This window comes from Streptomyces sp. NPDC101165, assembly GCF_044768135.1.
Taxonomy (GTDB): domain Bacteria; phylum Actinomycetota; class Actinomycetes; order Streptomycetales; family Streptomycetaceae; genus Streptomyces.
In genome coordinates, this window is the sequence record NZ_JBIWPG010000005.1 from 42,789 (window position 1) to 67,193 (window position 24,405).

General features: G+C 71.3%; 22 protein-coding genes. 9 read left to right on the forward strand and 13 right to left on the reverse strand.

The genetic code is table 11. The features are described from left to right. Positions 1-54 precede the first annotated feature (54 nt). Positions 55-3,495 (forward strand): DNA polymerase III subunit alpha, encoded by a 3,441-nt coding sequence (locus ACIRVH_RS11660; RefSeq protein ID WP_403951091.1) that lies wholly within the window; start codon positions 55-57, stop codon positions 3,493-3,495. Beyond that, complete coding sequence (locus tag ACIRVH_RS11665; protein ID WP_403951093.1) at positions 3,492-4,466, forward strand: DNA polymerase thumb domain-containing protein; 975 nt, start codon at positions 3,492-3,494, stop codon at positions 4,464-4,466. The genes ACIRVH_RS11660 and ACIRVH_RS11665 overlap by 4 nt, the downstream gene beginning before the upstream one ends. Before the next feature lie 17 nt (positions 4,467-4,483). On the opposite strand, the gene ACIRVH_RS11670 is transcribed toward ACIRVH_RS11665, so the two are convergent. After that, the gene (locus ACIRVH_RS11670; RefSeq protein WP_403951095.1) at positions 4,484-4,858 is read right to left on the reverse strand and encodes a cupin domain-containing protein; all 375 of its coding nucleotides are present in this window, start codon (positions 4,856-4,858) and stop codon (positions 4,484-4,486) included. A gap of 85 nt (positions 4,859-4,943) precedes the next feature. On the opposite strand from ACIRVH_RS11670, the gene ACIRVH_RS11675 reads away from it, so the two are divergent. Beyond that, positions 4,944-5,390, forward strand: coding sequence for a MarR family winged helix-turn-helix transcriptional regulator (locus ACIRVH_RS11675; protein ID WP_403951097.1), 447 nt, complete (start codon positions 4,944-4,946; stop codon positions 5,388-5,390). 170 nt (positions 5,391-5,560) lie between these two features. Continuing rightward, on the forward strand, positions 5,561-6,424 hold the full coding sequence (locus ACIRVH_RS11680; protein WP_403951100.1) for an esterase/lipase family protein: 864 nt from the start codon (positions 5,561-5,563) through the stop codon (positions 6,422-6,424). A 55-nt stretch (positions 6,425-6,479) separates the two neighbouring features. Here the strand turns inward: ACIRVH_RS11680 and ACIRVH_RS11685 are convergent, their stop codons facing one another. Then, positions 6,480-7,433 (reverse strand): lytic polysaccharide monooxygenase, encoded by a 954-nt coding sequence (locus ACIRVH_RS11685; protein WP_403951979.1) that lies wholly within the window; start codon positions 7,431-7,433, stop codon positions 6,480-6,482. A gap of 207 nt (positions 7,434-7,640) precedes the next feature. Here ACIRVH_RS11685 and ACIRVH_RS11690 point away from each other — a divergent pair, with 207 nt between their 5' ends. Further along, positions 7,641-8,090 (forward strand): GNAT family N-acetyltransferase, encoded by a 450-nt coding sequence (locus ACIRVH_RS11690; RefSeq protein WP_403951103.1) that lies wholly within the window; start codon positions 7,641-7,643, stop codon positions 8,088-8,090. Between the two features lie 28 nt (positions 8,091-8,118). Here the strand turns inward: ACIRVH_RS11690 and ACIRVH_RS11695 are convergent, their stop codons facing one another. Next, entirely contained in the window at positions 8,119-8,253 is a 135-nt protein-coding gene (locus ACIRVH_RS11695; RefSeq protein WP_403951106.1) for a hypothetical protein, read from the reverse strand. A gap of 138 nt (positions 8,254-8,391) precedes the next feature. Here ACIRVH_RS11695 and ACIRVH_RS11700 point away from each other — a divergent pair, with 138 nt between their 5' ends. Continuing rightward, positions 8,392-9,012: a class I SAM-dependent methyltransferase gene (locus ACIRVH_RS11700; protein ID WP_403951109.1), complete on the forward strand. Its 621-nt coding sequence runs from the start codon at positions 8,392-8,394 to the stop codon at positions 9,010-9,012. A 34-nt stretch (positions 9,013-9,046) separates the two neighbouring features. Here ACIRVH_RS11700 and ACIRVH_RS11705 read toward each other — a convergent pair whose 3' ends face one another. Further along, a complete protein-coding gene (locus ACIRVH_RS11705) occupies positions 9,047-9,547 on the reverse strand; it encodes a DUF402 domain-containing protein (RefSeq protein ID WP_403951112.1) in 501 nt (166 codons plus the stop codon). Continuing rightward, a complete protein-coding gene (locus tag ACIRVH_RS11710; RefSeq protein WP_403951115.1) occupies positions 9,528-10,493 on the reverse strand; it encodes a GNAT family N-acetyltransferase in 966 nt (321 codons plus the stop codon). Before ACIRVH_RS11710 ends, ACIRVH_RS11705 begins: the two co-directional genes overlap by 20 nt. A 72-nt stretch (positions 10,494-10,565) precedes the next feature. Here ACIRVH_RS11710 and ACIRVH_RS11715 point away from each other — a divergent pair, with 72 nt between their 5' ends. Beyond that, positions 10,566-10,937 carry a GntR family transcriptional regulator gene (locus tag ACIRVH_RS11715; protein ID WP_403951118.1) on the forward strand — a complete coding sequence of 124 codons (372 nt, stop codon included), beginning with the start codon at positions 10,566-10,568 and terminating at the stop codon, positions 10,935-10,937. 6 nt (positions 10,938-10,943) lie between these two features. Here ACIRVH_RS11715 and ACIRVH_RS11720 read toward each other — a convergent pair whose 3' ends face one another. Next, positions 10,944-11,714, reverse strand: a complete 771-nt coding sequence (locus tag ACIRVH_RS11720) for a DUF72 domain-containing protein (RefSeq protein ID WP_403951121.1) — start codon at positions 11,712-11,714, stop codon at positions 10,944-10,946. A 49-nt stretch (positions 11,715-11,763) separates the two neighbouring features. Continuing rightward, the gene (locus ACIRVH_RS11725; RefSeq protein WP_403951124.1) at positions 11,764-12,858 is read right to left on the reverse strand and encodes a DUF5925 domain-containing protein; all 1,095 of its coding nucleotides are present in this window, start codon (positions 12,856-12,858) and stop codon (positions 11,764-11,766) included. A 110-nt stretch (positions 12,859-12,968) separates the two neighbouring features. On the opposite strand from ACIRVH_RS11725, the gene ACIRVH_RS11730 reads away from it, so the two are divergent. Next, positions 12,969-14,390, forward strand: coding sequence for a xylan 1,4-beta-xylosidase (locus ACIRVH_RS11730; RefSeq protein WP_403951982.1), 1,422 nt, complete (start codon positions 12,969-12,971; stop codon positions 14,388-14,390). Positions 14,391-14,409: 19 nt separating this feature from the next. Here the strand turns inward: ACIRVH_RS11730 and ACIRVH_RS11735 are convergent, their stop codons facing one another. The 5 genes from ACIRVH_RS11735 to ACIRVH_RS11755 form a co-directional block, all read right to left on the reverse strand. Then, complete coding sequence (locus ACIRVH_RS11735; RefSeq protein ID WP_403951126.1) at positions 14,410-18,195, reverse strand: lipopolysaccharide biosynthesis protein; 3,786 nt, start codon at positions 18,193-18,195, stop codon at positions 14,410-14,412. Next, positions 18,188-18,988 (reverse strand): polysaccharide deacetylase family protein, encoded by an 801-nt coding sequence (locus tag ACIRVH_RS11740; RefSeq protein ID WP_403951129.1) that lies wholly within the window; start codon positions 18,986-18,988, stop codon positions 18,188-18,190. Before ACIRVH_RS11740 ends, ACIRVH_RS11735 begins: the two co-directional genes overlap by 8 nt. A gap of 34 nt (positions 18,989-19,022) precedes the next feature. Further along, on the reverse strand, positions 19,023-20,054 hold the full coding sequence (locus ACIRVH_RS11745; protein ID WP_403951132.1) for a glycosyltransferase: 1,032 nt from the start codon (positions 20,052-20,054) through the stop codon (positions 19,023-19,025). Next, a complete protein-coding gene (locus ACIRVH_RS11750) occupies positions 20,051-20,872 on the reverse strand; it encodes a glycosyltransferase family 2 protein (RefSeq protein ID WP_403951135.1) in 822 nt (273 codons plus the stop codon). Before ACIRVH_RS11750 ends, ACIRVH_RS11745 begins: the two co-directional genes overlap by 4 nt. A 388-nt stretch (positions 20,873-21,260) precedes the next feature. Beyond that, a complete protein-coding gene (locus tag ACIRVH_RS11755; protein ID WP_403951137.1) occupies positions 21,261-21,695 on the reverse strand; it encodes a hypothetical protein in 435 nt (144 codons plus the stop codon). Between the two features lie 281 nt (positions 21,696-21,976). On the opposite strand from ACIRVH_RS11755, the gene ACIRVH_RS11760 reads away from it, so the two are divergent. Beyond that, positions 21,977-22,783, forward strand: a complete 807-nt coding sequence (locus ACIRVH_RS11760) for an SGNH/GDSL hydrolase family protein (RefSeq protein ID WP_403951139.1) — start codon at positions 21,977-21,979, stop codon at positions 22,781-22,783. A 3-nt stretch (positions 22,784-22,786) separates the two neighbouring features. Here the strand turns inward: ACIRVH_RS11760 and ACIRVH_RS11765 are convergent, their stop codons facing one another. Next, positions 22,787-24,388, reverse strand: coding sequence for a serine/threonine-protein kinase (locus tag ACIRVH_RS11765; RefSeq protein ID WP_403951142.1), 1,602 nt, complete (start codon positions 24,386-24,388; stop codon positions 22,787-22,789). Positions 24,389-24,405: the final 17 nt, after the last annotated feature.

The window sequence follows — 24,405 nt, forward strand, 5'->3', positions numbered from 1 at the left end:
GGTGGGAACTGATGTTCGAGAGCTGTTCGGGGCTCACGAGTGCGGGAGGTGCGTGTGCCGGGCTTCGCGCATCTGCACACCGTCTCCGGGTTTTCCCTGCGGTATGGAGCCTCGCACCCGGAGCGGCTGGCCGAGCGTGCCTCGGAACGGGGCATGGACGCGCTCGCCCTTACTGATCGCGACACCCTTGCGGGTGCGGTGCGATTCGCCAAGGCGTGTGCCAAGGCCGGGGTTCGCCCGCTGTTCGGCGTGAATCTTGCGGTGGGTGAGCCTGTGGTCGCGCGACGTGAGCGGCGGCGTGCTCCGGTGCGTGGGGGTGCCTTTGTCGACGAGTCGGCAGCCCGGGTGACCTTCCTCGCCCGGGACGGCGCCCGCGGCTGGGCCGATCTGTGCAGGATCGTCACGGCGGCACACGAGGGTGAGGGTGCGCCTTCGCTGCCCTGGGACGGCAATCACGGCGATGGTCTGAGCGTGCTGCTGGGGCCCGGCTCCGATGTGGGGCGCGCCCTTGCCGCGGGGCGTCCCGATCGGGCCGCCAAACTGCTCGTTCCCTGGCGTGAGGTCTACGGTGACGCGCTGCGTCTGGAGGCCGTCTGGCACGGTCGTGAAGGTGCGGGGCCCGGCTCTCTGCGGCTGGCCGCCCGTACGGTCGGCTTCGCCGCCGAACAGCGGGTCCGGCCCGTGCTCAGTAACGCGGTTCGGTACGCCGATCCCGGTCAGGGGCCGGTCGCCGACGTGCTGGATGCCGCTCGCCGTCTGGTTCCGATCGATCCTCGTAAGGAGCTGGACTCGGGCGAGGCCTGGCTGAAGGACGCGCAGGCCATGCTGCGGGTCGCCGAGCGGGTGGTGGAGGCGGCCGGCTATCGGCGCGACACCGCTCATCGGCTGCTGGAGCAGACCCGGGCCACGGCCGCCGAGTGCCTGGTCGATCCCGAGGACGACCTCGGCATGGGTAGCGTTCATTTCCCCGAGGCGCATCTGGTCGGTGCCGGGCGTCGCACCGCCCAGCGGGCGCTCGCCTCGCGGGCCGCCGCGGGCATGGTGCTGCGGGGCTATGCCGACCGCCGGGAGTACTGGGCGCGGATGCATGACGAGCTGGACATCATCGCCCATCACGGCTTCGCCTCCTATTTTCTGACGGTTGCCCAAGTGGTGGACGACGTAAGGGGCATGGGGATTCGGGTGGCCGCCCGTGGGTCCGGTGCCGGCTCCCTCGTCAATCATCTGCTCGGGATCGCGCACGCCGATCCGGTCGAGCACGGGCTGCTGATGGAGCGCTTCCTGTCCAAGCGCCGCCTCGCCCTGCCCGACATCGACATCGACGTGGAGTCCGCGCGCAGGCTGGAGGTCTACCGCGCGATCATCGGCCGGTTCGGCACCGAGCGGGTCGCGACCGTCGCCATGCCGGAGACCTATCGGGTGCGGCACGCGATTCGTGATGTCGGGGCCGCCCTGTCCATGGACCCCGCCGACATCGACCGCATCGCCAAGTCCTTCCCGCACATCCGGGCCCGGGACGCCCGTGCCGCGCTGGAGGAGCTGCCCGAGCTGAAGCAGCTCGCAGGGGAGCTTCAGCGGGAAGGCGCGCGGTACGGCAGGATGTGGGAGCTGGTCGAGGCCCTCGACGCCCTGCCGCGCGGGATCGCCATGCATCCGTGCGGGGTGCTCCTGTCCGATGCCTCGCTGCTCGCCCGTACGCCGGTCGTGCCGACCAGCGGCGAGGGGTTCCCCATGTCGCAGTTCGACAAGGAGGACGTGGAGGACCTCGGGCTGCTCAAGCTGGACGTGCTGGGCGTGCGGATGCAGTCGGCCATGGCGCACGCGGTCGCCGAGGTGGAGCGTGCGACGGGGGAGCGGATCGATCTGGATGCCGTGCAGGGGGGTGACCCGGCGACGTATCGACTGATCCGGTCCGCCGAGACTCTGGGGTGCTTCCAGATCGAGTCGCCCGGCCAGCGGGATCTGGTGGGGCGGCTCCAGCCGGCCACCTTTCATGACCTGGTCGTCGACATCTCGCTGTTCCGGCCGGGGCCCGTGGCCGCCGACATGGTGCGGCCGTTCATCGAGGCGCGGCACGGGCGGGCGCCGATCCGGTATCCGCACCCGGATCTGGAGGGGCCGCTGAAGGAGACGTACGGGGTCGTCGTCTTCCACGAGCAGATCATCCACATCGTCGACATCATGACCGGCTGCGGCCGGGCCGAGGCGGACGCGGTGCGGCGCGGGCTGTCCGATCCGGAGTCGCAGGGGCGGATCCGGGTCTGGTTCGCGCAGCATGCGGCGGCCAACGGATATGGCGCGGAAACGATTCAGCGGACCTGGGAGATCGTCGAGGCGTTCGGGTCGTACGGCTTCTGCAAGGCGCATGCGGTCGCCTTCGCCGTGCCGACGTACCAGTCGGCGTGGCTGAAGGCCCATCACCCGGCCGCCTTCTACGCCGGGCTGCTCACGCATGATCCTGGGATGTATCCGAAGCGGCTGCTGCTGGCGGACGCGCGGCGGCGCGGGGTGCCGGTCCTGCCGTTGGACGTGAATGTGTCCGGCGCGGCACACAGGATCGAACTGGTGTCTGAATCAGAGGTGTGGGGGCTGCGGCTCGCGCTCTCCGACGTGTACGGCATCAGCGAGGCCGAGGCGAAGCGGATCGCGGACGGGCAGCCGTACGCCTCGCTGCTCGACTTCTGGGAGCGGGCGCGGCCGAGCCGTCCCCTCGCCCAGCGGCTCGCACAAGTGGGTGCGTTGGACGCCTTCGGCGCCAACCGGCGGGATCTGCAGCTGCATCTGACCGAGCTGCACCGGGGCGCCCGGGGCGGGGGCGGTGGTCAGCTCCCCCTGGCCGGTGGCAGGGAGACGGCCTCGGCCGGGCTGCCCGACCTGACCCCGGCGGAGCGGCTCAGCGCCGAGCTGGGCGTGCTGTCCATGGACGCCTCGCGCAATCTGATGGACGACCACCGGGAGTTCCTCGAGGAGCTGGGCGTGGTGTCCGCGCGTCGGCTGCGCGAGGCCAGGCACGGGGAGACGGTGCTGGTCGCGGGCGCCAAGGCGGCCACCCAGACCCCGCCGATCCGGTCCGGCAAGCGGGTCATCTTCAGCACGCTGGACGACGGCACGGGTCTGGTCGACCTCGCCTTCTTCGACGACTCCCACGACGCCTGCGCGCACACCGTCTTCCACTCCTGGCTGCTGCTGGTGCGCGGGGTGGTGCAGCGGCGCGGCCCGCGCAGTCTGAGCGTGGTGGGCTCCGCCGCCTGGAACCTCGCCGAACTGGTCGAACTGCGCGCCGAGGGCGGTCTCGACGAGGTGGCCGCCCGGCTGGCGGAGCCCGTTCGGGAGGGCGCGGACGGGGCGGACCCGACGGGCGGCCGCCGGATCCATCTGCCGACCGGGTACGAGATGCATCCGTGGGCCGACCTGCGGCCCGCCGGTCAGGAGGCCCCACAAGGGCCTTCAGCGGTACGGAAGTTGTGGCACCAGAGTCCGGGGAGTGCGGGATGACCATTCTCTGTGTACGTTTCCAGCTGCCGCCGATGTGCGAGGCGGCCCTGCCCGGGCTGCTCGGGCTGCTGGAGGAGTTCACCCCGGTCGTGGAGGCCTTGCCTCCGGACGGGGGGCTGGCCGATCTCCGGGGTGCCGAGCGGTACTTCGGGCGCAGCGGTGTGGAGCTGGCCTCGGTGATCCGGGTCCGGGCCCTCGCGCTGTACGGCGTCGACTGTGTGATCGGCGCCGGACCGGGTCCGATGCTGGCCCGCGTGGCGCTGCGCGACGCCCGTCCCGGGGTGACCTGTGCCGTGCCCGAGGAGCCGGACGCCATCGCGGAGTTCCTCGCCGGGCGGCCCGTGTCCGCACTGCCCGGCGTCGGTACGGCGACCGCCCGCACCCTGTGCGAGTACGGCCTGGACACGCTGGGTCTGGTCGCCGCCGCGCCCCTGTCCACGCTGCAGCGGCTGATCGGCGCGAAGACGGGGCGCGAGCTGCGCGAGAAGGCGAGCGGCATCGACCGCGGGCGGGTCGTCCCGAACGCCGTCTCCCGATCCTTCGCCGCCGACCGCACCTTCGACCTGGACGAGCTGGACCCCGATCGGCACCGCACGGCGCTGCTGTCCGCCGCCGAGGAACTCGGGGCCCGGCTGCGTGCGGTGGAGAAGGTCTGCCGCACCCTGACCCTCACCGTGCGCTACGCCGACCGCTCCTCGACCACCCGCAGCCGCACCCTCAAGGAACCGACCGCTCACTCGGCGTCCCTGACGAGGACGGCCTACGGCATGTACGAGGCGCTCGGTCTCCAGCGCGCCCGGGTCCGCGCGCTCACCCTGCGCGCCGAGGGCCTGGCCCCCGCCGGCCAGGCCTCCTACCAGCTCACCTTCGACCCCGTGGACGAGAAGGTCCGCCGTATCGAGGAGGTCGCGGACCGGGCCCGGGCGAAGTTCGGGCCACGGGCCGTGATGCCGGGGGCGCTGGCGGCGTAACCACCGCCCGGGTGGCGTCAGTTGGCCCACGGCGGGGTGAGGACCGTGCCGTCGGCCAGCTCCGCCGTGAGGCCGACGGAGGTGGTGACCCAGGAGACCGCGGTGTGGTCGGTGGGGTTCTCCACGGCCAGGGTCGCGCCGGGGTTGATGATCACCGTGTCGCCGGCGGAGATCCGCTCGGTGCGGCCGTCGAGGGTGATCAGCAGGTCGCCGATGAGCAGGTGGAAGATCTCCTCCCGGTTGACGGTGTGGGCGGGCGCCTTGGTCCCCGCGGGGATCTCGCCCCGCCAGGCGCACAGTTCCTTGCTCCCGGTCAGGGGGGTCGCGTACGAGACGAAGCGGGCGCCGTGGATCTCGTGGGTCACGGCCTCGGACGAGCGGACGACTGGCACGGTGGCCTCCGTTTCATGTGGTCAAGCAGCTTGACTATATGGTCAAGCTGCTTGACCGATTAGTCAAGGGTGTTTCAATGCCTGCGTGCAGAACTCCGAAGCCATGGCCCTGTCCGCCGCCCTGCTCGCCGTCGCGGGCGACCTCACGCAACGCATCCATGACGGGGTCGAGGCCCGCGGCTTCACGGACATCCGGCCGGCCCACGGCTTCGCCTTCGCACGGCTCGCGCCCGGCGGCGCCACCGTCACCGATCTCGCCGCACACCTCGGGGTGACCAAGCAGGCCGCCAGCCAGCTGGTGGACGAGATCGTACGCAAGGGGTACGTCGAGCGGCGCCCGCATCCCGAGGATGCGCGGGCCCGGCTCATCGTGCTCACCGAGCAGGGCTGGGCCTGCACCCGGGCCGCGGAAGAGGCGGCCGCAGAGGTCGTGGGCGCATGGGTCGAACTGCTGGGCGAGGGTGAAGTGCGGGCGTTGCGGGAGCGTTTGACGCGGATCGCGCCCTACGGTCCGATCAGGCCTGCCTGGTGACGGTTCATCGGCTGCCGGACGACGCTCTGGTTATCACTGGAAGTTTTTACTGACGCGTAACTTCACAGCTGGACTACTCGCCCGTAACTTGACGAGTGAACAGCATCCTCGTGATCCGGATCACAGGGTTAGGCCGTCGCACCTCCCTTGAGCCGCAAGGAGATCACACGATGCTGCCCTGGAAGCGAGTGTTCAGACCCCTCGCAGCGCTGCTCCTGACCGCCGCCGTCGCCGCCGTTCCCGCAGCCACCGCCCACGCCGCCGACGCCGCTCCCAGCAGCGGCTGGAACGACTACTCCTGCAAGCCCTCCGCCGACCATCCCCGCCCGGTGATCCTGGTTCACGGAACCCTGGGCAACTCCATCGACAACTGGCTGTCCCTCGCACCGTATCTGAAGACCCGCGGATACTGCGTCTACTCCCTCGACTACGGCCAGCTGCCCGGCGTCCCACTCTTCTACGGCCTCGGCCCCATCGACAAGTCGGCCGAGCAACTGTCCGCCTTCGTCGACAAGGTGCTCTCCGCGACCGGGGCCGGCAAGGCCGACCTGGTCGGGCACTCCCAGGGCGGCATGATGCCCCGCTACTACCTGAAGTTCCTCGGCGGATCCGCGAAGGTGAACTCCCTCGTCGGCCTCGCCCCCGACAACCACGGCACCGACCTGGACGGCCTCACCAACCTGCTGCCGTACTTCCCCGGCGCCGAGGACCTGATCAAGGCCACCACCCCCGGCCTCGCCGACCAGATCGCCGACTCCGCCTTCCTCACCAAGCTCAACGCGGGCGGCGACACCGTCCCCGGAGTGCACTACACGGTCATCGCCACCAAGTACGACGAGGTGGCCACACCCTGGCGCGACCAGTACCTGAGCGGCTCGGACGTCCACAACGTCCTGCTCCAGGACCTGTGCCCGCTCGACCTCTCCGAGCACGTGGCGATCGGGCTCTTCGACCGGATCGCCTTCCACGAGGTGGCCAACGCCCTCGATCCGGCCCACGCCAAGGCCACCACCTGCGCATCGGCCTTCAGCTGACGCGCCGCCGGGGCCTGTCCGACCTGAGCCGCCGGACAGGCCCCGGAGTCCTGGATCACCGCCCGTGCCGGCCGCCCGTGGCACGCCGTCGCACCGACATGAACAGCGCCGCCGAACCCAGCGCCAGCGCCGCCGCGCCGCCGATCGCCACGTACGTGGTGCCGGTGGAGGCACCGGTCTCGGCGAGGTTCTCCGAAGTTCCGGCGGCCTTCGGCTCGTTGGCCGGGGTCACCGGGGCCGCGGTGACCGGCTCCGCGGACGTGCTCGCGTCGTCGTCCCCGTGCCCGTGGTGCTCGATCGTCGACTTGTCGGCACCGTCCGCGATCTGCTCGTCGGAGGGCGCGGACGCACTCGGAGCGGGGGTGGTGCCGCCCGTCGAACCGCCGCCGAAGTCGATGTCGGAGCAGGAGTAGAAGGCCTCCGGGCTGTCCGAGCGCTGCCAGACCGCGTACAGCAGCTGCTTGCCCGAGCGCTCGGGAAGGGTGCCCGAGAAGGTGTAGAAGCCGCCCGAGGGGACCGGGTCCGTGGCCGTCGCGACCGGGTGCTCCAGGTCCAGGTCTCCCCAGGCCGGCGGCTTCGCCGGATCGTAGCCGGGCTTGGTGACGTAGACCTTGAAGGTGCCCTTGTGCGGGGCGGTCACGCGGTACTTGAAGGTGTACGACCCGCTGCGCACACTCGTCGCCGGCCAGTCCGCGCGGGCCAGGTCCAGCCCCTTGAACTCCTCGTTGTTCGCGCTGCACAGCTTGCCGTCCGGGATCAGCTCCTGGTGCCGTCCGGCGGCGTCGCCGATGCGGATGCCGTTCCAGTCGTACAGCGCCTGCGTACCGCCCGCCGCGACCGCCGCCTTGCACGCGGCCGACCTGGGGCTCTCCGGTCCCTCCGCGTAGCACTGCGACACCCTGCTGACCGGATCGCCCATCGAACCGTGCGCGGAGGCGGGCACGGCGGACAGCGCGAGCGCGGCACTGCCGAGAACGGCGACGACGGCGGCCCTACGGCGTTGGGACATCCCCTGCTCGAACGAAGTCGAGAGCGTGGGGAAGGACATGGGGAACTCCTCGGAACGGTCCTCGGGGGTGGGGTGAATCCCGTGGGGGGCGATCAGAAGCTAGCCCCAAGAAACCGTGAAATCGCCTGTTGGGGGCGGGCGATGGAGATCCTTATGGTGCCGTTAAGGGAGTGCTCAGGCTGCGCTGAGGTAGATAGCCTTCCGGCCATGACGAACGACGAGATCCGGCCCGCCCGGGCTGCCGACGTTCCGGCCGTGAAGGCCGTGACCGATGCGGCGTACCACCGCTACATCGAGCGCATCGGGGTGGTGCCGCAGCCCATGGAGGCGGACCATGCGGCGGACGTGGCCGCGGGCCGGGTGTTCGTGTTCGGGGAGCCGGTGGTCGGGCTCGTCGTGGTCGAGGCACGCGAGGACCATCTGTTTCTCGACAGCATCGCCGTCCGTCCCGACGCGCACGGCACGGGGGCGGGGCGGCGCCTGCTGGAGTTCGTGGACGCACGCGCGCGTGTGCTCGGTCTGCCCGAGGTCAGGCTCTACACCAACGCGCTGATGTGGGAGAACCAGAAGATCTATCCGAGGTTCGGTTACGAGGTCGTGGAACGGCGTGTGGACGGGCCGTACGACCGCATCCACTACCGGAAACGACTGGTCTGACACCGGACAGCGGAATCTGCCGGCCCGGTCAGCTGTCCGGCCACCAGGTGCGTGCGATGTCCTTGCGCACCTCCGGACGCCCCGTGGGGCGCTCCTCCGCCTCGTCGCGGATCCGGCGGCTGTCCGTCCTCTTCAGGGGCTTCTGCACGGTCACTCGGCGCATGGCTGCCTCCTTCAGTGCCCACCTGGATCCGTGGTGTCACGGGGGTGGACCCTTTGGGCGAGAGTTCCTCATCGGTGCCGGTCTGTCAGTGGCGGCTGTCACGTCGGGACTGTCAGTGGCGGGTGTCACTCTGGGGGAATGACGAACGAGAGTGAGTACCTGGTTGCGGTGGGTGCCGAGGTGGACTGGAACGCGGCGGCCACCGCGTTCGACGACGAGCCGGACCACGGCCTGCGCGCACCCGAGGTGCGTGCCGCCTGGGCGGCCCTGCTCCGGTCCTGGCTGCCCGAGCGCCCCGCCGACGTCCTGGACCTCGGCTGCGGCACCGGCAGCCTCTCGCTCCTCGCCGCCGAGCAGGGGCACCGGGTGACCGGGGTCGACAGCTCGCCGGCCATGGTCGAGCGGGCCCGGGCCAAGCTCGCCGGGCGGGACGCGGCGGTCCTGCACGGGGACGCCGCCGCGCCGCCGGTGGGGGAGCAGCGCTACGACGTCGTCCTCGTCCGGCATGTGCTGTGGACGCTGCCCGACCCCGCGCGTGTCCTGCGGCACTGGCGCACCCTGCTGCGGCCCGGAGGCCGGTTCGTGCTGGTCGAGGGCGTCTGGGGGACCCTCACCCCGGTCGGCATACCCGCCGAGCGGCTCACCGTCCTGCTGGAGCCCGTCGCCGGGCACGTGCGTGTGGAGCGGCTGTCCGGCGACCCCGTGTTGTGGGGGAAGGCCGTGGACGACGAGCGGTATGCGGTGGTCGCGACCGTATGAGCGGTGCAGCAGGGCGGGCGGGGTCTGCGAGGCGTCAGGGCAGCAGCTTCTCGAAGCCGCCCTCGCGGGCCAGCGCCTCCAGTTCGTCCAGGGCGGCCACGGCGGCGGACGCGGCCTCGGGGTCCGTCTCCGCCAGCCCGCTCTCGGCGAACTCGTCCTCGTCCAGACGTCGTACGTCCGTGCCGTCGGCGGAGCGCCACAGGTCCAGGTCGAGGTCCTCGACGACCAGCTCGGTGCCGGACAGGACGGCCGGGCGGGTGATGTCGCAGTACCAGCCCTTGAGGCTGCCGTCCCCGGCCCGGACCTCCTTCACCGAGTACCAGCGGTCCCGCCAGTAGTGCTCGGTGAACACGTCGCCCGCCTCGAACCGCACGAAGCCGAAGTCGCGCACGCCCCCGCCCGCCCACGGGGCGCGGACCGAGACGCGGACGCCGTCGTCGGCCAGCAGCTCCGCCGGATAACGGATCTTCGTACGGCCGCCCTTGACCAGGACGACCTCCACCCGGGCAGCGGTCTCAGCCGAGTTCGCGGACATAGCGCACCTCCGTCGCGCAGATTTCGTACCCGAGCCACTTGTTGATCGCGATCATCGGGTCGTTGCCGGCGTCGTTGCCCGTGAAGGCCTCGGTGAGGCCGGCGGCACGCGCCCGGTACAGGGAGTGGATCTTGGCGAGCTTGGCCAGGCCACGGCCGCGGTGGGTCCGGGCGGTGCCGGTCATCGCGGTGGTCATGGGGGTCCCCCCGCGCGAGCCTGTTCGAGCGTGGGGGAGGGTGGCGCCGTCGGTGTAGGCCACGCTGAAGGCGACCGGGCGGCCGTCGACGACCGCGGCCATGGTCAGCTCGGGGTGCAGCAGCGGGTGCTTCCACGTCTGCTCGAGCCAGGCGTCGTAGTCCGTGAACTCGACGTTGATCTCCCCGGGTTCGTCGGACACGGTCTCCGCGTCCAGCTCGAACAGCGGCCGCGGGTCGTCCGCGAAGTCGGCGGCCGTGCGCAGCTCCACGCCCGGCGGGAGCTCCGGGAGCGGCGGGAGGGTGCCGTGCGCCAGGTCCAGACGGAGGAAGTGCGCGGGGCGGCCCCGGGTGTAGCCGTGCCGTTCGGCGAAGGCGCGATGGGCCGGCTCGTCGAGGACCCAGGTGTACAGCTTGCTCGCGCCCACGGTGGCGAGGTGCTCCTCGGCGGTCCGGGCGAGCAGCCGGCCGGCACCGCGGTGGACACGGTCCGGGCGTACGTAGATGTTGAGGTACCCCTGGCCCGGCTCCGTGCTGTCGTGCGCCAGGGAGACCCCGGCCGTGCCGATCACCTCGCCGTCCTCGACCGCGATCAGCGCGCGGAAGTGGGCGTCGGGGTGGCTGTGGGTGAGGGTGTGGCGGACGGACTCCGGGGTGAACAGGATGTACGGCAGGGCGAGATGGCGGACCTGGGCATAGCCCTCGGCGTCGGCTCGGACGTCGGGCCGCAGGTCGCGCACGATCACAGTCATGAGCAGGCACCGTACGGGGAGATGTGCGGGGGATGCCTCTGATTTTCCGGTGGGTACGGGACAATCGGCCTTGTGAGCCTGAAGATCCACATCGATGACAGTGCGCCGCCGTACGAGCAGGTGCGGGCGCAGATTTCCGAGCAGGCGCGGTCCGGGGTGCTGCCGGTGGGCTACCGGCTGCCGACGGTGCGGGGGCTGGCCGAGTCGCTGGGGCTCGCGGTGAACACGGTCGCCAAGGCGTACCGGGCACTGGAGGGCGACGGGGTGATCGAGACGCGCGGGCGCAACGGCACGTTCGTGGCCGCCGCCGGCTCGGCCGCGGTGCGTGAGGCGTCGCTGGCTGCCCAGGCCTACGCGGAGCGGGTTCGGCGGCTCGGGCTCACCGAGGACGAGGCGTCGGCCGCGGTGCGGGATGCCCTGCGGGCGGCTTACGGGGCGGACTGAGCAGGGTCAGCGGTGCGTCGCCGGCTCCGGTGTGCGCGTCGCCGTCAGACCCGCCCTGGCCGCCGTCCTCCCGAACACCACCGCATCCTCCACCGCCGCCCCGCCCGGATCGTTGTTGAAGTACGCGTACACGTCCTCGGCGTCGGACCAGGTCGTCGCGATGCGGTCCACCCACGTCTCCAGGGACCGTCGGCCGTAGCGCGGCCACGGCTGGGCTCGGCCCTCGTGGAAGCGGAGGTAGCCCCAGTCCGTCGTACGCCACAGGGGAGCCACCGGGTGGGCCTGCACGTCCGCCCAGCACAGGGCCGCGTTCCGGGACTCCAGGACCTTGCGCACCTCGGGTGTCCACCACGAATCGTGGCGTGGCTCGACCGCGACTCTTGTGCCGGAGGGGAAGCAGGCCAGACAGGTGTCCAGCAGGGACGGGTCCGCGCGCAGGGTGGGTGGGAGCTGGAGGAGGACCGGGCCGAGGCGGGTGCCCAGGCCCGCCGCGTGGCTCATCAGACGGTGGACCGGCTCCTCGGGGTCCTTCAGCCGCTTGATGTGCGTGAGGTACCGGCTCGCCTTCACCGCCACCACGAAGTCGTCCGGCACCCGGTCCCGCCAGGCCTCGAAGTTCTCCCGCGTCGGCAGCCGGTAGAAGGCGTTGTTGATCTCCACCGTGGCGAAGCGCGTCGCGTACTCCTCCAGCCACAGCCGGATCGGACGGTCGGCCGGGTACAGGACCCCCCGCCAGTCCTTGTACTGCCACCCGGACGTGCCGACGAACAGGGTCATACCTCCATCAAAGCACCGGCGGCGATCGGCTACAGGTACAGCCGCGGGCCTACAGGTACAGCCCCGCGTCCGCCCCTTCCCGTGCCCCCGGGACCGACGTCGGTGCCGTGCCCCGGCGCAGCGCGAACAGCTCGGCCAGGGTCGCGCCCTCGCGGCCGACGCCCTCCTCGGTGCCGAGCCAGTTCACCGCCTCGCGGCGGGTCAGCGGGCCCACCTCGATGCGGGCCAGACAACGGCCGGGGCGGACCACGGCCGGGTGCAGACGCTCCAGGTCCTCGTTGGTGGTGATACCGACCAGGACGTTGCGGCCCTGGCCGAGCAGGCCGTCGGTGAGGTTGAGCAGCCGGGAGAGAGCCTGGCCCGCGGTGTGCCTGGCCTCGCCGCGGATCAGCTCGTCGCAGTCCTCCAGCAGGAGCAGCCGCCAGCGGCCCTTGCCCGGGCCGTCCTCCTCGCCGATCGCGATGTCCATCAGGTAGCCGACGTCGGAGAAGAGCCGCTCCGGGTCCAGCACGCAGTCCACCTGGCACCAGTCCCGCCAGGAGCGGGCGAGCGTGCGCAGCGCGGAGGTCTTGCCGGTCCCGGGCGGGCCGTGCAGCAGGAGCAGTCGGCCCGCGATGTCCTCCGGGGTCGTCTTCATCAGGCGGTCCATCGCGTCCGCCACGGGGGCCGTGTAGTTGGGGCGCACCTCGTCCCAGGTGCCCGCGGAGATCTGGCGGGTGGTGCGGTGCGGGCCGCGCCGCGGGGAGACGTACCAGAAGCCCATGGTCACGTTCTCCGGCTGCGGTTCCGGCTCGTCGGCCGCGCCGTCCGTGGCCCGGTCGAGAACCGTCTTCGCCAGCTCGGCGGTGGTCGCGGTCACCGTGACGTCCGCGCCGCGGTTCCAGCGGGAGATCAGCAGGGTCCAGCCGTCGCCCTCCGCGAGGGTCGCGCTGCGGTCGTCGTCGCGGGCGACCCGCAGCACCTTGGCGCCCTCCGGCAGCAGGGTCGCGCCGGAGCGCACGCGGTCGATGTTCGCCGCGTGCGAGTACGGCTGCTCGCCCGTCGCGAAGCGGCCGAGGAACAGCGCGTCGACGACGTCGGACGGAGAGTCGGAGTCGTCGACGTGGAGCCGGATCGGCAGAGCGTCGTGTGGGTTCACGGCCATGCCGCCATGATCCGGCACCGATGCCCTCCGCGCACGGCATTTCCACCCCTTGTCCCGGGTGTTCCCAAGACCTGCCCCGTACGTGGTCGCCGCCGTTACTGTTGTCCATGATGGGACGTCATGAGTGGTATACGGGGACTCGGCGGTGGAGGCTCATCGCCCTGCTCGGTGTGGGCGCGGCCGCTCTGGCCCTGATCGTCACCCTGATCAACACGCTGCCCGGCGGCGGCAGCACCGCCGGTACCTCGCGCGACGGCGACAAGGTCCACGGCACGCCCGCCACCCCGCCCGAGCGCCCGGAGCCGTACGTGGGCTGGGGCTTCACCCACACCCAGTACAGCGCCGACCAGGGCAGCGGCGCGGCCACCGACCGGGTCGCCGGGCTGCTGGCGAAGAACGGCGGGCTGCCGCAGGACCAGGCGCTCATGGGCTGGGGCGCCGACAACCCCGAGCCGGTGAAGGGCCGTTACGACTTCGGCGCCATGGACCGCCGCATCGACTTCATCCGCAGGTCCGGCGGCACCCCCGTGGTCACGCTCTGCTGTTCGCCGGACTGGATGAAGGGCGGCAGGTCCGGCGTCGACAACACCGACTGGAGCCAGGCCGCCCTGGAGACCGCGCCCACCCCGGACCACTACCAGGACTTCGCCGACCTCGCCGCGACCGTCGCCAAGCGCTATCCCGACGTACGCCACTTCATCGTGTGGAACGAGTTCAAGGGCTTCTGGAACAACGCCGAGGGCCGCTGGGACTACGAGGGCTACACGACCATGTACAACCTCGTCTACAAGGCGCTGAAGAAGGTCGACAAGGACATCATGGTCGGCGGGCCGTACCTGGTCATGGACAGTGTCGACCCGCGGCAGAAGGAGAACGCGTCGACCGTCCTCCGGGGTGCCTGGGGTGCCATGGACCAGCGGGCCCTCGACGCCTTCGGCTACTGGAACAGCCACCGGGCGGGCGCCGACTTCGTGGTCGTCGACGGCTCCAGCTACACCGACGACGACGACCTGCTGCCCGACGAGTTCGCGGCCACCGACAAGCTCACCGCGGTGGGTGCGTGGGTACGGCAGCAGACCCACGACCTGCCCCTGTGGTGGGCCGAGTACTACGTCGAACCCGCCGACGGCAAGGACGAACGCAGGGGCTGGTCCGAGGCCCACCGCCTCGCCGTGCACGCCACCGGAATGATCGCCATGGTCAAGGGCGGCGCCGACTCCGGCTTCTACTGGAACCCGGAGGAGAAGACGGGCACCGACTGCCCCGGCTGCCTGTGGACGCCGACCGACACACCCGGCGGGGGCAGGGAGCTCCCCATGTACGACCTGGTGTCCCGGTTCGACCGGGCGTTCCCGCCGGGCACCCGGTACGAGACGGTGTCCGTCGCCCAGGACGACGTGCCCAACGTGCGGGTGCTGGCCGACAGCAGGACGGTCCTCGTGGTCAACACCCTCGACCGGCCGATCGACGCCCAGGTCGACGGGAAGCGGTTCGCCATGCACGCGTACGAGGTGCGGTGGCTCGACCGCTGAGCCAGCACCCCGTTACCCGTCACTTCATCGTCAGGAACCGCTGCACCAGCGAGGCCAGCAGCACCGCCAGCAGCGGCAGCGAGAACCAGAAGCTGCCCTGCAGCCATCGCAGTTGCCTGGTGCTCGGCCGTGCCGCGACCCGGACCACCTCGCGCGCGGTGAGGAGCAGGATCAGCGCGACGGCGGCCAGCGCGCCGACCACCGACCACGACGTCCACGTCACCTGGGGCCCGATCCGGCCCGGGTTCGGCTTTGGTACCGGGCCCGTCGGCTGCTTGCGCAGCGCGTACACGGTGACGTCGTCGTTGACCAGGGCCTTCGTCAGCTCCTGCCGGTTGTCCAGGTGGTGGATCAGCCGGGACTTCCAGGTCGCCGAATAACCCGCGTCCAGCTCCAGATAGGTGACCTGACTCTCGTTGATCATCAGGTACGAGTTCGGGCCCGCGTCCTTGAGCGCCTTGACCAGACCGGACACCAGCACCGGGTCGGCGGGTGCGAGCGTCGGCACGTAGTTCACCCGCTCCATGTCCCGGGCGCCCCACGGCATGGCCGGGGTCACGTCGTTGACCGTGTCCTGGCTCAGCCACAGCAGTCGTACCGTGGGCCGGTCGTGGGCGTACACCCAGTCCATCGCCGCGACCTCGCCGGGCCGGGTCCGCTCGAACGACTCGTTGCCCCACCGGGCCACCAGGAAGCCGCTCATCAGCAGCAGCCCGGCCAGCAGCGCGGCCGGCGGGGCGAGGCCGGCCCGCTCCTTCTCGCGCTCCTTCGCGGTGGCCCCGGTGCGCGGGAACAGGGCGAGCGCGCCGAGCAGCGCAGCGCCCGGCACCGCGAACATGAAGACACGCAGCGCCATCTCGCCGCCGTACGACTGCATGCCGAAGCCCAGGAACGGGACGAAGGTGAGCACCAGCAGGGACCGCTCGCGGTACCGGTGGAAGCGCCGCCGCCACCAGCCCCAGCAGGCGAGGGCCAGCACCGAGCCGGCCAGCAGGACCCGGGTGTACAGGACCAGCTTGTGCGTCGGGTTCCCGCCCTGGATGCGGCCGGAGACCGAGGTCGAGACGTTGCTGCCGACTCCGCCGACCCCGCCGAAGAGGTCGTCGAAGTGCCCGGACCAGTACGGCTCGGCCATGAAGCCGACCCAGACCGCGACCAGCACCGCGAACAGGATGGGCAGCCCGCGCAGTTCGGACCGGCCGAGCAGCACCAGCGCGGCGAGCACGCCGAGCATCACGAACGGGGTGAGCTGGTGCGCCGGGACGCTGGCCGCGTACAGGCCGATCAGCACCATGAGCAGCACGGCCCGTTGGCCTCTGTCGACGGGTTCGACCTCGGCCTCTCCCGGGCGGAACTTCGTCCAGATCAGGTGGGGAGGGCGGAACCACACCAGCAGGATCGCCACGAAGACCAGGTACAGGAGGAACGTGAAGCCCTGCGGGGAGAAGTAGTCCTGGCCCACCCAGCCGCTGAGCACGAACAGCCACACGCCGGTCCACCTGGCCCGCCAGCTCGCCCGTAGTGACCGGGTGAGCAGGAACATCGGTGCCAGGTAAGCCAGTTGGACGGCCGTCGGCCACCAGCGGATGATCTCCGTGAAGTCGTCGACCCCGCACGCCCGGGCGACGAACGCGGCCACCGCGAAGAATCCCGGCCAGCTCCAGCGGGCGTCCAGATCCGGTACGGCGGACCCGGTGCGGTCGATGTAGTCGATGAAGCCGAGGTGCTGCCAGGCCGTCGCGAACCGCGGCTCGGTCTCCAGCACCGCGGGCAGCGCGTGCAACGACACCACGGTCGCCAGCAGCGTGACCAGCAACAGGGCCCGGTGCTCGCGGCGCAGCCGGAGCAGCGAGGCGAACACCGTGATCAGCAGGGCGGCGCCCACCAGCGTCGGCAGCGGCAGCACGGAGACCAGGCCGAGCCCGCCCATCCCGTCGAGGTCGGCCTCGCCGAGCCGCAGCGCGGGCACCCAGTACAGCAGGAGCGCGGCGATCAGCAGACAGCCGAGGACGACACCGGAGTGGGTGAGCCCCGGACGGGCGGGCGGTGCGGACGGCTCCTCGTCCACGGCTTCGTCCAGGGCCTCGTCCCCGGCCATGTCCATGGATTCGCCGACGACTTCGTCCACCACGGCATTCTCGTGGGCCGCGGCCTGGAACGGCGCGTCGGCCTCCGCCTCCCGCAGCAGCGCCGCCTCGGCCGGCCCGAGCGATGCCTCCGCGCCCGGTTCCGGCTCCTCGACCGGTCGCGGCACGGGTGTGCCCGCGGGCGGGGTGCCGGGGCCCGGGCGGACGTCCGGCCGGCGTTCCACATGGTCGAAGTCGACGTGGATGCCGAGGGCGAGGGTGTCGTTGTCCAGCGCCCAGGCCGGGCTGTGCCGGGGGGCCTGGGCGACGGAGGGGACCTCGCGCGCCCCCAGGTCGGCGAGGTCCCCGTCGGGTGCCACCGCATCCGGCAGGGCAGGAGGTGCGGACCGGATGGTCCGCCACAGCTTCGGTGCGGCGATCGCCACGATCACCGCGAGACTGGAGATCTCGGCGACGCCCGCTCCGGTCAGGCCCATCCGGGGCAGGAGCAGCAGCGTCAGGCTGAGCACGAGCACGCACAACAGGGCCTGCAGCCAGGCGAGTCCGGCGGTACGGCTCTGCGCGCGCAGCACCGCGAAGTACGTCTCCATGACGACCCGCAGCACCGCGCCCACCGCGAACCAGCGCAGCAGCGGGGTCGCCGCGTCCGCGTAGCCGGCGCCGAAGACGCCCAGGATCCAGGGAGCGCCGACGAACAGCACGCTCGCGATCGGCAGCATGATCCGGGCCATTCGTTTGAGCGCGGCACGGGTGTCGGCGGCGAGCCGCCCCGGGTCGTGCGAGCCCTCGACCGTGAGGGACGCGCCCATGTTGATGGCGAGCAGGTTGGTCGTGCCGCCGATGGTGGTGGTGATGTAGAAGTACGCGTTGTCCTCGGAGCTGACCTGCGAGGCGATGATCACCGGGACGAGGTAGACCACGGCGAGCGAGAACAGCGAGCCGGTGTAGTCGCCGGCGAGGAACCGCCCGATCTCCTTCAGCGACGGCGGCCTGGCATGGTCCTCGGTCGCCTTGACGTGCCGGGGCACCAGCCGCCGGAACACCAGCCAGCCCAGCGGCACCACCGAGGTGGCGATCGCGGCGACCCAGGACACGAAGACGCCGGTGGTCGGGATGGCCACGGCGAACGCGACGAGCAGCCCCAGCTTCACCACCGAGAACACGGTGTTGCCCACCGGCACCCAGGGCGCGCTCCGCAGCCCGGTCAGCACGCCGTCCTGGAGGGTGAGCAGGTTCCAGGCGACGACGGCCAGGATGAAGCCGAGCCCGTTGAGCGGCCCGTGCAGGAAGCGGTACGACGGCCCCCACATGTCCAGCGTCAGCAGGAAGATCCCCGCCGCCACCGCCACGACCAGCGAACTGCCCGCGTAGGTGCGGAAGATGAGCCGCCCGGTGCGCTGCCCGGACACCGGGATGAAGCGGGCCAGGGCGCCGGTCAGGGTGACTGCGGTCAGCCCCGCGAGCAGCTTCATCGCGGCGATGGCGGCGGAGCTCTGCCCGACCGCCGACTCGGAGTAGTAGCGTGCCGCGGCCAGCCAGAAGCCCAGTCCGAGGACGGCGGAGATGCCGGTGTTCAGCATCAGCGCGTAGGCGTTGCGGAACAGCTGGTCGCCGCCGGACCCCCGGCCCGTCCCGGGCAGGCGGAGGCGGCGCCCCGACTGCTCGGGCGCCTGGTCCTCGGGCGTTGCGGCCTCGGTTGTGGTGGTCGTGTCAGACACGGGAACGGATGGCCTTCCGGTGGACCTGGCGGGCTCTGCGGACGAGGGCGTACCCCTTGGTCAGAGCGCGGTCCTTGGCGAAGTTACGGGTGATGGCACGGCCCTGGAGCAAGCGCTCGAACTCCTCGACCTCCGTGCCGCGACGGACGGTGACGCGGTGCAGGGCGTACGGCCCCTGGCGGCGGCGGGCGAGCCCGTTGCCGACGGCGAGCGCCTGGGCGTACCCGGCGTGCCGCACCGCGACGCGGACCCGGCGGCTGGAGTAGCCGTACGGGTAGGCGAACGACACCGGCCGTGCGCCCAGTTCGCCGGTGACGATCTCCGTGCTGCGGACCAGTTCCGCGCGCAGGGCGTTGTCGTCCAGCTGGTCCAGCTGCGGGTGGGAGTGACTGTGCCCGCCGATCTCGATCCCGGTGTCGGCGAGGTCGCGCACCTGCTGCCAGTCGAGCATGGCGTCCAGGCCGCCTCCGGTGTCGTACGCGCCCCTGATCCAGCCGGTGGAGACGAACAGCGTGGCCGGGAAGCCGTGCTTGGCGAGCACGGGCAGGGCGTGCCGGTGGACCCCCTCGTAGCCGTCGTCGAAGGTGATCAGCACTGGCCGCTCGGGCAGCGGGCGGCCGGACCGCCAGCGGGCCGCGAGGTCGGCGGTGGTGACCGGGGTCAGGCCCAGGTCACCGATGAGTGCCATCTGCTCGGCGAAGGCTTCCGGCGCGACCGAGAGGCCCCGGGTGGCGTCGTTCGGTGCGCTCGCCACCGCGTGGTACATGAGGATGGGTACGGCGGTGTCGGTCATGGGCGCTCCCCCTCGATCCGTACGCCCGTGCGGCTCATGGACGTTCCCCCTCCTCCGTCCCCGCGCCCGTGTCGCTCCCCGGTGTTCTCGCCGGCCCGACCGGCACGACCGAGAACGTCGGCCCGCCTCGCCGCGCCCGCACGCTGCCCACCACATAGCCGCCCGCCGCGGTGAGCACCCCCGCGACGATCGCGCCCGCGCGTCCTGCGCCGCCCGGGCGGGCGAGCAGGGCGTCCCGCAGACCGCGGGCGATCCCGGCGGGCAGCACCCGGGTGGTGTAGCGGCGTTCGGACTCGAGCCCCTTGCCGACGCCGACGCTGCGGGCCACCAGCGCCTTGGACAGGCCCTCGGCGTAGGCGCGGGTGCGGAAGTACGCGAAGTGCTCACGGGCGGCGGGCACCCGGTGGTGGATCACCGCACGGTCGTCGATGAGCAGGAGCGCGTCGGGGCGGGCCCGGGTGAGGCGGATGCACAGTTCCGTCTCCTCGCAGCCCAGCGGGCGCCGGTCGCCGTCGCGGCCGATGCCGGTCGCGAAGCCGCCCGCCGCGTCGAACGCCGTACGCCGGAACGAAGCGTTTCCGCCCAGCACGTTGCGCACCCGGACCCGGCCCGGCGGCAGCCCCCGGTAGGTGCAGCCCACCACCCAGTCGAACTCCTCCGGGAACCAGGCAGGACGCCGGCCCGAGGCCCAGACGGGCAGCGTGCGGCCGCCGACCGCCAGCACCCGCGGGTCGGCGTATCCCTCGGCGAAGCGGCGCAGCCAGTCCCGCTCGGCCACGGCGTCGTCGTCGAGGAAGGCGATCACCTCGCCGTGGCAGGCGGCGACTCCGGTGTTGCGGCCGGCCGACAGACCGCGCGGGCCGGCGTTGGCGAGCACCCGCACATCGCCGGCCTCCTGGTACGCGCGGCCGAGCCGATTCAGCAGGGCCTGGTTGTGGTCGACGACGAGGAGCGTCTCCAGCGCCGGATACGACTGTGCGCGCACCGAGGAGACTGCCGCGAGGATGTCCTCCCAGCGGTCCTCCGTGTACACGCAGATCACGACGGAGATGCCGGGATCTCTCAAGACACCTCTCCCCGCCCGGTGTTCAGCAGTCGCTCCTGGTGGGCCTGGCGGCGCAGGGCACGCCGGTTGGAGCGCTCCGCGAGGATGACCTTCAGCACCCGGATCCCGTCCCGCACGGCCCGCAGATTGCTCGTGCCGTGGATGCGGAGGTACTCGTGGCTGGGGATCTCCTGTACCTTCAGCCCCGCCTTGACCACTCTGATGTTCATCAGCGTCTCGACCTCGAAACCGGTGCAGTCGAGGTCGATCTTGTCGAGGCAGTGCCGCCAGAACGCGTTGTACCCGTAGCAGAGATCGGTGTAGCGGGCGCCGAACTTGCGGTTGACGACGGTGCACAGCGCCCAGTTGCCGAGCTTGCGGATGAAGGTCATGTCGTCCGTGCCCCCGCCGTTGGCGAAGCGCGAACCCTTGGCGAAGTCGGCGCCCGAGACGAGGGCGGAGACGTACGACACGATCTCGTTGCCGTCGGCCGAGCCGTCCGCGTCGACCATCACGATGATGTCGCCGGTGCAGGCCTCGAACCCGGTGATCAGGGCATCCCCCTTGCCCTTGCCCTGCTGCTCGACGACGCGCACCCCGGGCCACAGCGAGCGGGCCACCTCCACGGTGTCGTCGGTGGAGTTGCCGTCCACCAGAACCACTTCGTGTATCCAGTCCGGAAGGGTCTTGAAGACGTAGGGCAGATTCTCCGCCTCGTTCATGGCGGGAATCACCACGCTCACCGGCGGAGTGATCGCCAGGTGAGAGGAGATGGGCCGGTACTGGGCGGCCATTAACGGATCTTGGCCCGAACTCGGCGGATGCAGGACAGAACTCATGAGTGTGGTCCCTCTCGTCCGGTGGACCGCCCGCCCCTGGGCGGCCCCGCTTTTTGTCCGGTTCGAAAGGGGGGTTCTCATCCGCGGCACGGCGAAACGGTCTCCGTGCCCGCAGACGAGCTGGCAAAGCTGGCCGGGCTGCCGGAAGAAGACGGCAGCCGGTCGCGCGGCACGGCTCGGTCACCAGTGCGGTCACCGAGCACGGCACCCCCCTACCGCGCCCCGCGCCGGAACGTCACGGCCCTGAGCCCTCCCCTGAACCGTGTGCTGACGGACCGATGCGGGTGAGATGTACGACGGTATTGACGATTGAAGCAGAATGGCAAGACCTGGAACGGAGTCTCACGTTTTTATTGGTTTGGCCATTACGTAACTTTGGCCCGACTTCTCACTCTTGCTTCGATTTCCTCGAACGGAATTTCTCCCGGCCGAGGACGAGCAGGAGCAACAGCACGCTGAGCGCGGCCACCGCGATCACACCGCCGTGCACCGACCAGCGGTGCACGGCGAGCATGCCCTGGGCAACCAGCATGTCCAGTACGACCGAGCCCGCAAGCGCGGTGAGTACCCGGCCGAAGGGATCCAGCCCGCGCAGCGCCGCCCCGATCGCCACGGCCGGCGCCGCGAGCAGGAAGAACAGCGTGCAGGGGCCGCGCAGCGGTGAGTCGGCGTCGGTGAGCGCGAGCAGTGCGCCCACCGCGCCCACTGCTGTGGCCGCCCCGGCGAGCAGCGGAGACAGGTCCCTCCCCGGACCTGGCCGCGCCCGCTCGGCATCGTCCTCGGCGCCGTCTGCCGAAGGTGTCTTGATGCGTAAGGTCTGCATTGGCGACTTTGCCCCCCGACGCGCCGGATGTCGGGCTTCAATGTGGCGCAGCCCCCGGTGGGTCGTCAAGATGACACCTCTTCGTACACATGTGTTCCCCAGCAGCCTTGACGCGCCGTCAGCAGGGGTGACGTGTGCACGCAATATCTCGGGCGTGAACGTCCTGAGTCGATCCAGTCGAGACGTCGTTGAGGCCTAAAAAGTCTTGGCATGAACACTTCCAGTCAACACGCGTAGTTGCTACGACAGTTGTGGCAGAGATCCTGCTAAAGGGAGGTTCCATGAGACGTTCCCGATTTGCGGCATCCGTGACCTCACTCCTCCTCGCCACCGGCCTCGCCCTCACCGGGGCCGCCGCGGCGCAGGCCTCCACGGTCGCCGCGAACGGCGGTTATGTGGCGCTCGGCGACTCCTACTCCTCCGGAGTCGGAGCGGGCAGCTACATCAGTTCGAGCGGCAGCTGCGACCGCAGCACCAAGGCGTACCCGTACCTGTGGAACGCCGCTCACAGCCCGTCCTCGTTCGCCTTCAACGCCTGCTCGGGCGCCAAGACGGACGACGTGCTCGCCAATCAGCTCGGCTCGCTCAACTCCTCCACCGCCCTGGTCTCGATCACCATCGGCGGCAACGACGCCGGCTTCGCCGACGTCATGACGACCTGTGTGCTCCAGTCCGACAGCTCGTGCCTGTCCCGGATCAACACGGCGAAGGCGTACGTCGACTCCACGCTCCCCGGCAAGCTCGACGCCGTGTACGACGCGATCAGCGCCAAAGCCCCGTCCGCCCGGGTGGTCGTCATCGGCTACCCCCGCTTCTACAAGCTCGGCCAGACCTGCCTCGGCCTCTCCGAGACCAAGCGGTCGGCGATCAACAGCGCGGCCGACTACATCGACGCCGCCATCCAGAAGCGCGCCCTGGACCACGACTTCGTCTTCGGCGACGTCCGCACCACGTTCACCGGCCACGAGATCTGCTCCGGCGACTCCTGGCTGCACAGCGTCAACTGGCTCTCCATCGGCGAGTCGTACCACCCCACCGCGGCCGGCCAGTCCGGCGGCTACCTGCCGGTGCTCACGAACGCGGCCTGACCGTCACGAGGCCGAAGGTGAAGCGGAGGCCCCGTCCGTCGGGGTCTCCGTCGTTGCGCAGGTCACCGTGAACGGCACCGAGTTCGACGTGGTCCGCACCGGACTGCGCACCTCCACGCTGATCTCGTTCTCGATCGTCCCGCTGTCGGAGTAGGCGGTCACGACCACCTGCACCTGCTGGGTCTTCCCACCGCCCGCGGGGAACGACAGCGTCTTCCACCCCGGGTCGGAGACCGACCCGTGCGCGAGCACCCACCGGTACTCCACCTGCGCGGGCACCCGCCCCACCGTGAACGTCGCCGTGAACGTGGGCGCCTGCGCGGTCGGCGGCGGGCAGCTTCCGTCGTACTCCGTGTGCGCGCCCGCCAGGGTGACCCGCACGGACTGGGCCGGCTGACTGCTCGCCGTGGCGCTGCTGCTCCGGGTGGGAGGCGGCGCCGCGGTGTCCGAGTGGGCGCTCGTGCTCGGGCTGGGGGAGTGCGTCCTGCCGCTCGCCCGGCTGGTGTGCGCGCCGGTGTTCCCGCCACCGCCGCCGTTGTTGTGGTTGAGCAGCGCGTACGTCAGTCCCGCCACGGCCAGGACGACCGCGAGGAGACCGGCGACCAGCACCACGCCGGCCCGCCGGTTGCGTCGCGGCTCGACGGCGGTGGTCTGCGGCTCCGGGTACCCGGTGGGCAGGGGCATCGGCGGTGTGGGAGACGGCCGTCGGGACTCGGCCGCCATCGTCGGGGCGTACGGCGAGGCCTGCACCGGATCCGGGCGCGCCGGCCCGAGGGTCCCGCCCGCCGCCACGATCCGCAGATCGTGTTCGGCCCGTTCGCCGGACAGCCGTTCGGCGGGGTCCTTGCGCAGCAGCCCCTCGACGACCGGGGCGAGCGGTCCGGCCCGCAGCGGCGGCGGCAGCTCCTCGTCCACCACGGCACGCAGGGTGCTCAGCGGAGTGTCCTGCCGGAACGGGGTGTTGCCCTCGACGGCCGCGTACAGCAGCACGCCCAGCGACCACAGGTCCGACTCCGGGCCCGGTGTACGGCCCAAGGCCCGTTCCGGAGCCAGGAATTCGGGCGAGCCGATCACCTCACCCGTCATGGTCAGCGCCGAACTGCCCTCGACCGTCGCGATACCGAAGTCGGTGAGGACGACCCGGCCGTCGTTGGCCAGCAGCACGTTGGCCGGCTTCACGTCCCGGTGCAGCACTCCGACGGCATGCGCGGCACGCAGCGCGGCCAGCACCTCGGCACCGATGTGCGCGGCCCGCTGCGGTGGCAGCGGACCCTCGGCATCCAACTGGTCGGCGAGGGACAGCCCGCGCACCAGCTCCATCACGACCCAGGGGCGGCCGCCCTCCATGGCCACGTCGTACACCGTGACCACGTTGCGGTTGGCGACCCGCGCCGCCGCCCACGCCTCGCGCTCCAGGCGGGCGTACATCCGCTCGACGTCCGAGGCGGCCAGCCCGGCCGGGGCCCGCACCTCCTTGACGGCCACCTCACGGTGCAACACCTCGTCACGGGCGCGCCACACGGTGCCCATGCCGCCCTCGCCCAGCGGGGACAGCAGGCGGTAGCGGCCCGCGATCACACGTTCACGGCCCGGCTCTTCGGACACGGACGACCCCCACGGCA

Coding starts and splice junctions, on each gene's coding strand:
- ACIRVH_RS11665 (WP_403951093.1), top strand. CDS start 3,492: ATGACCATTCTCTGTGTACGTTTCCAGCTGCCGCCGATGTGCGAGGCG.
- ACIRVH_RS11680 (WP_403951100.1), top strand. CDS start 5,561: ATGCTGCCCTGGAAGCGAGTGTTCAGACCCCTCGCAGCGCTGCTCCTG.
- ACIRVH_RS11685 (WP_403951979.1), bottom strand. CDS start 7,433: ATGTCCCAACGCCGTAGGGCCGCCGTCGTCGCCGTTCTCGGCAGTGCC.
- ACIRVH_RS11690 (WP_403951103.1), top strand. CDS start 7,641: ATGACGAACGACGAGATCCGGCCCGCCCGGGCTGCCGACGTTCCGGCC.
- ACIRVH_RS11695 (WP_403951106.1), bottom strand. CDS start 8,253: ATGCGCCGAGTGACCGTGCAGAAGCCCCTGAAGAGGACGGACAGCCGC.
- ACIRVH_RS11700 (WP_403951109.1), top strand. CDS start 8,392: ATGACGAACGAGAGTGAGTACCTGGTTGCGGTGGGTGCCGAGGTGGAC.
- ACIRVH_RS11705 (WP_403951112.1), bottom strand. CDS start 9,547: ATGTCCGCGAACTCGGCTGAGACCGCTGCCCGGGTGGAGGTCGTCCTG.
- ACIRVH_RS11710 (WP_403951115.1), bottom strand. CDS start 10,493: ATGACTGTGATCGTGCGCGACCTGCGGCCCGACGTCCGAGCCGACGCC.
- ACIRVH_RS11720 (WP_403951121.1), bottom strand. CDS start 11,714: ATGACCCTGTTCGTCGGCACGTCCGGGTGGCAGTACAAGGACTGGCGG.
- ACIRVH_RS11725 (WP_403951124.1), bottom strand. CDS start 12,858: ATGGCCGTGAACCCACACGACGCTCTGCCGATCCGGCTCCACGTCGAC.
- ACIRVH_RS11730 (WP_403951982.1), top strand. CDS start 12,969: ATGGGACGTCATGAGTGGTATACGGGGACTCGGCGGTGGAGGCTCATC.
- ACIRVH_RS11740 (WP_403951129.1), bottom strand. CDS start 18,988: ATGACCGACACCGCCGTACCCATCCTCATGTACCACGCGGTGGCGAGC.
- ACIRVH_RS11750 (WP_403951135.1), bottom strand. CDS start 20,872: ATGAGTTCTGTCCTGCATCCGCCGAGTTCGGGCCAAGATCCGTTAATG.
- ACIRVH_RS11755 (WP_403951137.1), bottom strand. CDS start 21,695: ATGCAGACCTTACGCATCAAGACACCTTCGGCAGACGGCGCCGAGGAC.
- ACIRVH_RS11760 (WP_403951139.1), top strand. CDS start 21,977: ATGAGACGTTCCCGATTTGCGGCATCCGTGACCTCACTCCTCCTCGCC.